Below are 13,173 nucleotides of genomic sequence, written 5' to 3'. Positions count from 1 at the left end.
CCGAAAGTTTTATCGAGAGTCCGATTTTAAGCGCTGCTCAACAATGGCTTTATTGATCGTGTTTTTTGTAATAAGAGGCGCGCATAAAAGCTAAATTGAAAACCATCAATCATACGCTAGTGATCAATGTAGCGTGCTTGAAGCTGATGACGATAAATAAAAATCAGTGCGCTCAATATTGAATACCAAAGGGGATGACTTTATTGATACTTAGACTCTATTCGTTATTTTTATTTTGGTGCAAGCGTGCATCATAATCTAACAAAAAATAGTTTTAAGAAATCGATAAAAAACCTAAGCCACTGATATAAAATAACTTTATATACTGGCATAAAACCTGCTGTATCGTTCAATAAGATAATATTTTATTTCTTTGATTAAATAAAATTAACAGAACACACCTTATTGTTATTGAACAGGCACGAATATCACTCACTATTCATAGCAATATTTAACAAATAACAACCATAAATGTAGCCGACGTTTAAAAAAATCAAGGAATAAACCATGCCATCAGTTCGTCAACTTTCAACATTTACTGCATTGATTTTAATCGCAGCTTCAAGTGTTTCAGCTAGTGCAAATAGTGAGAGTGACAATGAAGCTAAAACCAGCATCGATTTTAACTTGCGCTACGAAGCAGTTGCCCAAGACAACGCTTTAAAAGATGCCGGCGCATTAACGTTAAGAACCCGATTAAATTACACCAGTGCTAACTACCATGGTTTTACCGGCGTGGTTGAATTTGAAGACTCACGCCAAGTAGCTGGTATTAAAAACTATAACGATACCTTAGGTAACAATACGCCGTATGCGGTTGTTGCCGATCCAGAAACTACGGAACTAGACCAGGCGTTTGTGCAATACCAACAAGATAAAATTATCGCTAAAGTCGGTCGACAAGTTATCACCTTAGATAACCATCGTTATCTTGGTCATGTTGGCTGGCGTCAAGATAGACAAACATTTGATGCAGTAACACTAGATTATACGCCAGTAGATCATCTAAAAATAAGCTATAGCTACATTAATAAACGCAACCGTATTTTTGCACAAATAAAAGATCTGCACTCAAAAGATCATCTACTTAATATTGCTTATAAAACAGACTATGGGCTGCTAACCGCTTACAGCTATCTTTTAGACGTTGATGAAGGCGCGACCAAGGGGGTAGATACTTTTGGACTGCGTTTAAACGCTAATAAGAATAAATTTACATACTTTGCTGAATATGCCAGACAAAGTGCTGACACTAGTTCCACTAACTATTCGACAAGCTATATGGCCATAGAAGGCGGTTATAGCTTTGATGCTGTAGCCGTTAAATTAGGCGCTGAAGTACTGGGTAGTGATGAGGCAATGTATGGTTTTTCAACACCGCTAGCGACACTGCATAAATTCAATGGTTGGGCCGATCAGTTTTTACTCACCCCAAAAGAGGGCTTGGTTGATATATATGCCTCTATTGCCGGTAAAGTCTTTAATGGTAGTTGGACCCTTGCCGTACATGATTACTCTGCTGATAAAGCCACTGACACAGTTGACGATTTAGGTCGTGAAGTCAATGTGGTTTACACCAAGAAATTCGCTAAAAATTATACAGCCGGCATAAAGTACGCGACTTACTCTGCAGGCGATTCAGCGATAGGTAAAGTCGACACAGATAAATTTTGGCTATGGCTTAGTGCTAAGTTTTAGCTCACCAAAGATAACTTATGATGATAACGCTCAGCATATTAGTTAAGCATTATCAAAAATTACAACCCGATATACCCGCGCCACTTCAAGGTGCAGGTTTCAGCAGGTAAATAAAATTAGCTCAAGTAATCAAAAAAATATAGCAAAACAAAAAGTGGTCGTGGTTGGTAACGGCATGGTAGGTCACCATTTTGTTGAGCAATTAGTTCAACTCAGCGCGGCCGACCCAGCCATAGAGATAACTGTTTTGTCGGCAGAGTCACGCCTTGCTTATGACCGTGTTCACCTTTCAGCATACTTTAGCGGTAAAACAGCTGAAGATCTCGCCATGACTGACGAAAAAACCTATCAAGATTGGCGAGTAAATTTTCAAACTCATGCCAAAGTCGTAGACATCGATCGGGTCAGTAAGCATGTTGTTACACAAAACGGTCAAGTGATCGCTTATGACAAACTTATTTTAGCAACGGGCTCTTATCCTTTTGTACCGCCTATACCTGGAAAAGATCGCGAGCATTGTTTAGTTTATCGCACCATAGATGACTTAGATAAGATTCAAGCCAGCGCAAAGGTCAGTAAAGTAGGAGTCGTTATTGGCGGTGGTTTACTTGGCCTTGAAGCTGCAAATGCGCTAAGTCACTTAGGCTTAAAAACCCATGTGGTTGAATTTACGCCACAATTAATGGCAGTGCAAATTGATGCTGGTGGCGGTCGGTTATTAAAAGAAAAAATTGAAGCCTTGGGTGTTGAGGTGCATACATCAAAAGCCACCAGCGTAATTGAAGACGGCGAAACCTGTCATTACAAGCTGTGTTTTAGTGATAATACTGTGCTAGAAACTGACCTTATTTTATTCTCCGCAGGTATTCGCCCTTATGACAATCTAGCTAAATCATTCGCGCTTGAAATGGGTGAAAGAGGCGGTATTGTCATTAATAACCACTGTCAGACCTCTGATGAAAATATCTATGCGATTGGCGAATGTGCGCTTTGGAACAACTTTATTTTTGGTTTAGTTGCTCCGGGTTACCAGATGGCTAAAGTGGCGGCACAACAGATCATCGGTGAACAAGCGATGTTTACTGGTGCTGATATGAGTACCAAGTTAAAACTCATGGGTGTTGAGGTAGGTTCAATAGGTGACGCACATGGAAAAACACCTGGGGCAATAACCTATACCTATCAAAACCAACCGGCGGGCGTTTACAAGAAAATGGTTATCTCTAGTGACAAAAGAAAAATGCTTGGCGCGGTATTAATTGGTGATACCCGTGAATACGACACGTTATTGCAATATATGCTTAATGCCATAGATTTACCTGCATCACCCGAAACGCTGATATTACCTTCATCAGGAGAAAAGCCTACCTTAGATGTTGGTGCACTGCCCAATACGGCTATTATTTGCTTATGTCATCACGTAACTAAAGGCGACATTATCGACTCAATTGATCAAGGAGCGAGTACTGTTGACGATATTAAAGCCTGTACTAAAGCCAGTACAGGCTGTGGTAGCTGTAGTGTTTTATTGAAGCGTGTCGCTGACCTAGCGTTTGAAAAACTTGGTGTTGAAGCGAAAATAGACATAGGTGAAAGTGTCTTTTAATACCATGTAAAAATAAATAAAACTGTCCAAACACCCAATATAAAGCGGGTTACACCTAGCATCATTCTCTGTTTTAAAGGTAAATTTTATGAGTTGTTCTCAATCGCCATATATAGTTCAATCGACTTGTGCATACTGTGGTGTAGGTTGTGGTATTGATATTACCGTTAACAATGGCAAGGCCAGCGCATTAGTCGGCACAGTAGAGCACCCAGCCAACTTTGGACAACTGTGCGTTAAAGGCACCAATTTATTAGCCACCACCGATTTAACCAACCGCCTGCTTGAACCACAAATAAATAACCAAACGGTTGATTGGCCAACGGCGACCCAGCATGTTGCCGATAAATTTGCACAAATAATCAAAGAACATGGCCCTGACGCTGTCGCTTTTTATGTCTCAGGACAACTGCTGACTGAAGATTATTATATCGCGAATAAATTAATGAAAGGCTATATCGGCTCTGCCAACATTGATACCAATTCACGCCTTTGCATGTCTTCGGCGGTTGCCGCTTATAAACGCAGTTTTGGTGAAGACGTTGTGCCCTGTAGCTATGACGATTTAGACAGTACAGAACTGTTATTAATTACTGGCTCTAATGCCGCTTGGACTCATCCGGTATTATTTCAACGCATTGAACGTGCTAAAAAACGTAACCCCGCAATGAAAATTGTGGTTATTGACCCGCGTAAAACCGCAACCTGTCAAATTGCAGATTACTTTTTACCGATAAAACCAGGCACTGATGTTGCATTTTTTAACGGCCTGTTAAATTATTTAAGCGATAATAATGGCTTAAACCGCGACTATATTACAAAACATACTCAAGGTTTCGAACAAGCCGCCTTGGCGGCAAAAAAATGGTCACTGGCTGAAGTATCAGCGTACTGTGATGTGGATCAAAAAACCCTTGCACGTGTCTATCAACTATTTGCCCGCACTGAAAAAGTACTGAGCTTTTATTCAATGGGCATTAATCAGTCAAATTCAGGTACTGATAAATGCCAAAGCATTATTAATTGTCATTTAGCCACAGGTAAAATAGCCAAAGACGGTTGTGGGCCTTTTTCTATTACAGGTCAACCCAATGCCATGGGCGGGAGAGAGGTCGGTGGTTTATCTAATCAATTAGCCTCACATATGGATATTGAAAACCCTGAACACCGCTCAACCGTACAAGGTTTTTGGCAATCGCCTACTATCGCTAATAAAGCAGGCTATAAAGCGATTGATCTGTTTGACGCTATCGATGACGGTAAAGTAAAAGCGGTCTGGATAATGGCGACTAATCCGATGGTAAGCTTGCCCGATGGTAACAAAATAGCACGAGCATTAAATAAATGTGAATTTGTTGTGGTCTCTGACTGTGCTGAAAACAATGATACTTTAGATTTTGCCGATGTAAAACTACCGGCAACGCCATGGCTAGAAAAAAACGGTACAGTAACCAACTCAGAACGCCGAATTTCGCGTCAAACTAATGCCATCGCCCCGAGCGGAGCAGCAAAGCACGACTGGAAAATTATTGCAGACGTTGCCAAGGCCATGGGTTTTTCAGGCTTTGACTATTCACACGTTAGTGAGATTTTTAGAGAGTTCGCTCAATTGTCAGGTTTTGAAAATAATGGCAAACGTGTTTTTGATATCTCTGCATTCTCAGCCATTACTCCACGACAATATGACCGTTTAAAGCCTCTACAATGGCCCGTTAACGACACTTACCCTGAAGGTAAAAAACGTGTTTATGAAGACGGACAGTTTTCTACCCCTTCTGGTAAGGCACTCTTTTTTCCTATTACACCGCGCCAGCCCACTCAAAAATTATCCGCTAAATTCCCCTTGAGGTTAAACAGTGGTCGATTAAGAGATCAATGGCATACGATGTCCCGCACCGGTAAATCCGCTCAGCTCACCGCTCATACCGATAAATGTTACCTCTATATTAATCCTGATGACGCGGCACGATTAAACATAGTTAACGATGAAATAGTCAATATTACTTCAAGTGTTGGACAAGCAGCGGTGCATGCAAAGTTAGATAAAAACCAGCGCCTTAATGAATGCTTTATGCCGATTCATTGGAATAAACAATTTGCGTCTAGTGCAAATGTGAGTAACTTATATGCGAGCATTACCGACCCTCTTTCTGGTCAAGCTGAAATTAAACACGGGGCTATTGCATTAAGCAAAACAGACTTTACCCAGTTTGGCCAACTTCATCTGAGTGAAGAGTTTATCGTACAAAGCCAAATGGATAATGACTTTTGGAGCAAAGCACGCACCCATTATGGTATCAGCTATCAATTTGCAAACTCTCAACGTGAGAATGATCTTTTAAATTGGTGCCAAACAAGTAGCCATATATCCGGTGAGTGGTACCAATTTAGCCAAGGAGACACCTCTTACGTTATCTGTTTACAAGCCAATAAATTAGTTTTTTTATGTTATGTCTCAACAACACAGCCCAAGATCGAAAGCGCATGGCTTAACTATGTTTTTAGTCAGTCATCTCTAAGTGAAGCCGATATTAAATCTTTATTAGCTGGGACTTCAAGTGAAGAGTTCGCCAAAGGTAAACAAATTTGTAGCTGTTTTAATATTGGTGAAAAAGACATTGAAGGCGCAATTAAAGGCGGCTGTAGTTCTGTTGAACAATTAGGAGAGACATTAAAATGTGGCACAAACTGTGGTTCATGTAAATCAGAGTTAGCGGCATTACTCAGTGAACATCACATCGATAAAGCCAGCTTAATTAACAGCACTTGGGTAGAATAATGGATAGCGCTTGCCAGTAAATGTAAAGCTTGCGAGCATTGGCAGATTATAATATGACATTTTAGCTATTATTAGATAAAATGTCGGCAGACTAAAATAAACTGGCGATGGTCAGTTGTGCCTAAATATGAAATATAATGTCAATTCAAACACCTGCTAAACGCCCTAATACCTTTTTAGAGCTCCTTTATAACATTGCTATTCCATCGATTATTTTAATGAAATTTTCGGCAGATGAATATTTAGGCACTGTACCTGCATTAATTATCGCCTTATTATTTCCACTCGGTTATGGCTTGTATGATTTTATTAAAAACAAGTCGATGAATTTTATTTCATTGTTGGGATTTTTCAGTACCTTGTTAACCGGTGGCATAGGGTTATTTGAACTGGACGTAGAATGGTTAGCTATCAAAGAAGCCGCCATCCCATCTGTTATCGGCTTAGTTGTACTGGTATCTGGCTTTTGGGGAAAACCCTTAATTGCCAAAATATTATTAAACCCGCTGTTGTTTAATTTAGATTTGATCTATCAAACGCTAGCAAGCAAAAACAAAACTGATGAATTTAAAGCAAGAATTCAGTGGGCAAATCACCTTTTATCTTCGACCTTTGTTTTTTCTGCCACGATGAATTACCTCTTGGCTAAATGGATTGTCGTTAGTCCGGCAGGTACAGTAGCGTTTAATGAGCAGCTTGGCGAAATGACCCTGTTAAGTTATCCGGTCATTGCGATACCTTCAATGGTGATGCTGATTGCGATTATGTTTTATGTGGTCAGAAGTACCATGAAATTAACTGAGTTAAAGCTAGATAAAATATTGAATGGTGAGAACTAATCATAAAATTTTCCCTTCGTTACTAAAGTGGTTAGTCCGGTATAAATCGTTAAAATTTATATCGGTAACCTGCCCTTAAAGCAAATATATCAAATGATTTGCCCGTCAACACTTAGATCTTTTCTTTTATTATTAATCCTTAAGACAACTAGGTAGCAGTTCAAACCACCGCCCTCATCAATACTACTGATATTTTACTCACTTAAAAGAAGTCAGTCACTGGCGTTACTCAGAGCAACTTCATTGGTAAAATGATGTTATTTCACTATATTTACCGCCCTATAAGCGTTTATACTTTGTCATTCTTAAAGCTTTATTTGGATTTAACATGATTGATTTTCGCTCTGACACCGTAACTAGACCTTCTTTAAAAATGCGTGAGGCCATGTCTCAGGCTGAGGTCGGTGATGATGTTTATGGTGATGACCCAACAGTTAACGAGTTAGAGCTATGGTCAGCGAAACGTCATGGCTTTGAAGCAGCACTCTTTTGTAGCTCAGGAACACAAGCAAATCTACTCGCCTTAATGGCACACTGTCAGCGTGGCGACGAGTATTTATGTGGCCAACAAGCCCATAACTACAAATTTGAAGGTGGCGGCGCGGCGGTACTTGGTTCGATTCAACCACAACCAATAGAGAATGAGAAAGATGGCAGTCTTTGCTTAACTAAGCTTGCTCAGGCAATTAAGCCAGATGATTCACATTTTGCTCGCACAAAACTGGTCAGCATTGAAAATACCATTAATGGCAAAGTACTGCCGTTACACTATTTAGCAGAGCTGCGCGAGTTTGTTAACAAGCATCAGTTGAGTTTGCATTTAGACGGCGCACGAGTATATAACGCTGCGACCGCATTAAACGTAGATATTACTGAGATAGCCCAATACTTTGATACCATGTCAGTCTGTTTATCTAAAGGCTTAGGCGCCCCTATTGGCTCATTATTACTAGGCTCCACGCAAGTGATAAAGCAGGCGAGAAGATGGCGAAAAGTACTGGGTGGCGGTATGCGTCAAGCCGGGATCCTCTGCGCTGCAGCTAAAATTGCGTTAACTGAAAATGTTGAAAAACTTAGCATTGACCACGAAAATGCTTATTACTTGGCACAGCAACTTAATAGTATTACCGGCTTTAGTGTTAACGTTGAGCAAGTCACCACTAATATGGTTTTTGTAAAAGTCGATAGTTCAATCGATATTAATGCCGTTGCTCGCGCGTTAAAAACACAAGACATTATAATATCTCCCAGTCAAAACATGCGCTTGGTGACCCATTTAGATATTAGTAAAACCGATATTGATATCTTTATTTCAACATTAAAATATCAATTAATTAACATAAAGTAAGTTTTTTATCTAAAAAGTAAATATTGTGCGATCCGCATTAGATTATTTTGCTTAATTATCTATACTCGAAATATCAAATAAATTATATGCGAAAAATCAAATGGATAAGTCTCGTAGAAGCGTGATTAAAAAAATTGCCTTAGGCGGCGCGGCAACGATAGCGATTGCCAAAGCGCCCTATGTCTTTGCCCGTAATAAAGTGACCTTACGCATATTAGGTACGCATGTAACATTACAAGAAGAGTTACGACAAAAAGCCATGGAAGACCTAGGGATCAATTTGATATTTGAGCCTAAAGGCAGCGCTGCCGTTTTACAAAAAGCATCTATGTTTCCGCAGTCATTTGATCTCTATGAACAATGGTCAAATAGTATTAATGTGCTTTGGCGCTCTGGTGCTATTCAATCGATAGACAAAAGAAGAATTACCCACTGGGATGAAATCAATAACTTAAGCAAAACGGGTAAAATAACCCAGTCGGCGAAACTGGGCGACGGCGATGCTCCTTATAAAATATTACATGTGCAAAAAAACAACCAATTAGGTGAAAACCATACTAACGATATAAGTTTCTTACCTTATGTGCATAATGTTGACTCTTTTGGCTACAACACTGATTTTATTAAAAAAGGTATACCTTATGAAACCGAAAGTTGGGGCTGGCTATTAGATGAAAAATACAGTGGTCGTGTCGGTATTATCAACGCACCTACCATAGGTCTTTTTGACTTAGCACTTGCCGCACAAGCTAAGAACCTGATGTCATTTAATAATATTGGCGCGATGACCAAACCAGAATTAGACAAGCTATTTGGCATATTAATAAGCTTGAAACAAGCGGGACATTTTAGTGGTTTATGGACTTCGGTGCCTGAGTCGATTCAATTTATGAAGTCGGGTCGTGTGGTAATAGAGAGTATGTTTTCTCCTGCGGTAGCATCATTAAACGGGATGAATGTCCCCGTAACTTACGCATCTCCTAAAGAGGGTTACCGCGGTTGGCACGGAGTTATGTGTTTATCTAAGGCAACAACCGGCAAGGTAAAAGACGCAGCATATGATTACATGAATTGGTGGCTGTCTGGTTGGCCAGGCGCTTACATTGCCAGACAAGGCTATTATATTTCAAACCCCGATCGTGCTGCTCGCTATCTTTCTCCGCAAGAGTGGGATTATTGGTATGACGGAAAACCCGCCGCAATCGATTTAAGAGGTACTGATAATAAAGTATCTGTTTATAAAGGAAATATTCGTCGTGGCGGCAGTTATGAAAAAAGATTTAGCAATGTAGCTGTTTGGAATACCGTGATGCCAACCTATGATTATAGCCTGCAAAAGTGGTATGAGTTTATCAATGCCTAAACAATCAAACTTTCATGCCAATGTAATAAGTATTGAAACTCAATGGTGTCAGCAATGTTTCGCAGCTTAAAAGCACAATTAATTTTTTCACTCACCATTATTATTTTACTTTTTATTGGTCAAGAGACTGTTTCGTATCAAAGCCAAAAACTTTTTGTCACTGGCTTAACCTCTAATCAGGAGATAGTTGATACTGTCGTTCAAGTTAAAACATTAGAAAAAGATGTCTTAGATTTGCAGCGAAATGTGCTTATTTACAAAGAAAATCAAGCGCCATCAGTGTTAAAACGATTAAATGATATTATGAGTTCGGTCACGCGTAAATTAGATATAACGTCACTCTTTATCAATAGATATAACATTGGCACCAATCAACAAGTCGCGATAGAGAGTATGCGTAATCACTTAAAAGCTTACCGAGAAAACTTTGATTCTGTTGTCTTACTCATCGACAAAAAAAGTGAATTATTTAATAAAACCATAGTGACCCAGCTAAACCATCTGACTAGCATTACCGCTGAAGCCTCTAATGGTATACACCTTAATCAATCTATTCAAAACGCTGACCTGACAACCAAAAGACTTGGTGATCTAACCTCAGCCTTACAACTTGCTGCTTATCAATACTTTATACTACCTAATACTGAAAATATTATGAATTTTCAGCACATTTTTAGCCAAGTAGAAAGTACCGCAGCACCACTAAATATCAATGGCTTTACTTCAACATTAACCACTTTATCTAGTGACTTTAAGTTATTGACACAAGTAACCCGAAATTATAATTACTTAGTCAATGTGGTTATGTCTGGCTCTGCCAACGAATTTTTATATTTAGCAAAAAATTTAAGTGAAGTTGCCTTAACACATCTCAACTCAAGTAACGCCCACCTTAATACTCTAGTTGACGAGTCTATTGTTCGTGGCAATATTATGTTTATTCTTGGGATTTTTCTCACCAGTCTTATCACTGTCTATATTTTAAAAAGACTTATATTTCCAATAGAAAAAGTGACCCAAGTTTTTGATGCGCTTGCCGAAAACAAAATAATTAATGAACAGTTTGAACTTAACGTTAATCGAGCAGATGAAATAGGTCATTTAATGAAGTCGGCGTCGATATTTCAATTAAAAAATCAGCAAACCAATGACTTATTAATACAATCACAACAATTAAATCAACAGCTGGTTTTATCACAAAAAAAGGCTGAACAGGCAACCAAAGCAAAAAGTATGTTTTTAGCTAATATGAGCCACGAAATTAGAACGCCAATGAATGGCGTGGTCGGTATGCTCAGTTTATTATCTAACACGCCGTTAAACGATGAACAAAAAGAATATATTAATCTGGTAAATTCGAGTTCTGAATCCTTATTGACCTTAATTAATAGTATTTTAGACTACTCAAAAATTGAATCAGGCAAACTAGAAATAGAAAGTATTCATTTTAATATTGCTGACATTATTAACGAAGTCGTCATAATAATGAATGCGCTTGCCGAAAAAAAATCATTAGCACTCAACATTAAATCGATGTCGCTCTGTCAAGAGACAGTCATTGGCGATCCTACTCGGCTTAAACAAATACTGATTAATCTTATTAGTAATGCTATTAAGTTTACCGAGCAAGGCAGTATTGACCTTGAAGTTGAACTGATAGTTATAGACAAAGAAAAACTCAACTTTTCCTGTAAAGTCAGTGATAGCGGCATAGGTCTTTCCAAGGAGCAGCAACAAAATATTTTTACTCCCTTTTCTCAGGCCGATAATTCAACCACCCGAAAATATGGTGGTACCGGTTTAGGTTTAACGATTGTAAAACAGTTATGTGAATTGATGTCTGGAGATATAAAAATAAATAGCACATTAGATAAAGGCAGCTGCTTTGCCTTTAATTTAGTTTATGGTAAACCTGAAAATGATATTGCTGATAGTACTGATAAAAACGTAGCGATTAAAAACGTTAACTTATCTTTTAAAAAAATACTCTTGGTGGAAGACAACAGAATTAATCAAATCGTTGCGACTAAAATTCTCAGTAAATTAAAGTTAACCGCTGATATAGCAGTAAACGGGATTAACGCGCTAGAAAAACTCAACTCAACTAGCTACGACTTAATTTTGATGGATTGCCAGATGCCTGAAATGGATGGCTATCAAACAACTGAGGCTATCCGAGCCGGTCAGGCAGGGAAAGAGCACCAAGATATCGCTATTATTGCTATGACGGCTAATGCCATGAAAGGCGATAAAGAAAAGTGTCTCAGTGCCGGTATGAACGACTATTTAGCCAAGCCGATAGACATTATTAAATTACAGCAAAAACTTACCAATTGGATACCAAGCTAACTGCCATAAAAGCGATATCGGCACGCGTTAGCTTAAATAAATGATTTTAAGCTAACGCCATAGCTGTCGAAGAATTGTATTTTATTGATTAGAGAAGTCGCTGAATTTTCGAACCGAAACCCTTTATGTAAATTAGTCCGTTTTAAGACTACATCTCAACTTTATTTTGTGCATAATAGCGCCTCTGCCCTTTTAACATCCAAACCATTATATGAAAAAAAACATTGTTGATTTACAAGGTAAGCTCAACGCATTGCTGCATTCTTACCGTGATAGCTTTGTCGAGGGTGCAGTAGCCGATTATATTCCTGCTCTTGCCAGTGTAGAACCTGACTTTGCCGGCATAGCAGTCGCTACCATTGACGGAAAAACAGTTGGCGCTGGTGATTATCAGCACGCTTTTTCTATTCAAAGTATTTCAAAAATATTTGGTTTAGTGATGGCCATGAATCGCCTAGGTGATTCTTTGTGGCAACGGGTAAGAATGGAGCCTTCTGGTCAACCTTTCAATTCTATTATTCAGTTGGAGTGGGAAAAAGGTATTCCCAGAAACCCGGTAATAAATGCCGGTGCTTTATTAGTGGCTGACGTATTAACCAGCCATTATTCGGCAAGTAAGTTAGCTTTCTTAGGCTTTGTCAGGAAGCTGGCAAATAACGAAGATATTCGTGTTGATCTCGACGTTTATCAATCTGAGTTCACTCATGGTAATCGTAATGCCGCCCTAGCCTACTTAATGAAAAGCTTTGGTAATATTGAAGCCGAGATTCCTGATGTACTCAGCCATTATTTTACCCAATGTTCAATCGCCATGAGCTGCGAGCAGCTCGCACAGAGTTTACTTTTTTTAGCTAATAAAGGTATCGACCCATTAACAAAACAGGTTATCTGTAGCCCGAAAGATGCCCACCGCGTTAATGCGATATTATCAACCAGTGGTATGTATGATCAATCTGGTGAGTTCGCTTTTTCTGTTGGTTTACCGGCTAAAAGTGGTGTAGGTGGTGGTTTAATTGCTATTGTGCCAAATTATGGCGTGATCTGTACATGGAGCCCACCGTTAAACAGTTTTGGTAATTCGGTGGTTGGTATGAAGTTAGTAGAAGGTATTGCAGAAGAATTAGGCTTGTCTATTTACCATTAATCGCTGACATCAGCTATTTGTGTCTTAACTACCGACATTAACTAAAA

General features: G+C 39.0%; 7 protein-coding genes and 1 pseudogene. All 8 read left to right on the top strand.

Features of this window, described 5'->3' with window-relative positions; translation table 11 throughout:
* Nucleotides 1-507 precede the first annotated feature (507 nt).
* The 8 genes and pseudogenes from ESZ26_RS03155 to glsB all read left to right on the top strand — a co-directional run bounded on the left by ESZ26_RS03155 (nt 508) and on the right by glsB (nt 13,126).
* Nucleotides 508-1,698: an alginate export family protein gene (locus ESZ26_RS03155; RefSeq protein WP_146797750.1), complete on the top strand. Its 1,191-nt coding sequence runs from the start codon at nt 508-510 to the stop codon at nt 1,696-1,698.
* A 139-nt stretch (nt 1,699-1,837) separates the two neighbouring features.
* Nucleotides 1,838-3,292 (top strand): annotated as a pseudogene (locus ESZ26_RS03150) (FAD-dependent oxidoreductase); the annotation flags it as partial.
* A 100-nt stretch (nt 3,293-3,392) separates the two neighbouring features.
* A complete protein-coding gene (locus ESZ26_RS03145; protein ID WP_146797755.1) occupies nt 3,393-6,083 on the top strand; it encodes a nitrate reductase in 2,691 nt (896 codons plus the stop codon).
* A gap of 137 nt (nt 6,084-6,220) precedes the next feature.
* Complete coding sequence (locus tag ESZ26_RS03140; RefSeq protein WP_146797757.1) at nt 6,221-6,922, top strand: VC0807 family protein; 702 nt, start codon at nt 6,221-6,223, stop codon at nt 6,920-6,922.
* Between the two features lie 328 nt (nt 6,923-7,250).
* Entirely contained in the window at nt 7,251-8,270 is a 1,020-nt protein-coding gene (gene ltaE / locus ESZ26_RS03135; RefSeq protein WP_146797760.1) for a low-specificity L-threonine aldolase, read from the top strand.
* A gap of 100 nt (nt 8,271-8,370) precedes the next feature.
* The gene (locus tag ESZ26_RS03130) at nt 8,371-9,633 is read left to right on the top strand and encodes an ABC transporter substrate-binding protein (RefSeq protein WP_146797762.1); all 1,263 of its coding nucleotides are present in this window, start codon (nt 8,371-8,373) and stop codon (nt 9,631-9,633) included.
* Between the two features lie 54 nt (nt 9,634-9,687).
* Nucleotides 9,688-11,982 carry an ATP-binding protein gene (locus ESZ26_RS03125; RefSeq protein ID WP_170246295.1) on the top strand — a complete coding sequence of 765 codons (2,295 nt, stop codon included), beginning with the start codon at nt 9,688-9,690 and terminating at the stop codon, nt 11,980-11,982.
* Nucleotides 11,983-12,193: 211 nt separating this feature from the next.
* Nucleotides 12,194-13,126, top strand: a complete 933-nt coding sequence (glsB, locus tag ESZ26_RS03120; protein WP_146797765.1) for a glutaminase B — start codon at nt 12,194-12,196, stop codon at nt 13,124-13,126.
* The last annotated feature ends 47 nt before the right edge of the window (nt 13,127-13,173 follow it).

Origin of the sequence: Colwellia hornerae (assembly GCF_007954355.1) — a bacterium.
GTDB lineage: Bacteria > Pseudomonadota > Gammaproteobacteria > Enterobacterales > Alteromonadaceae > Colwellia_A > Colwellia_A hornerae.
The sequence above is the reverse complement of the archived record's forward strand: the minus strand, read 5'-3'. Positions and strand labels throughout refer to the sequence as shown.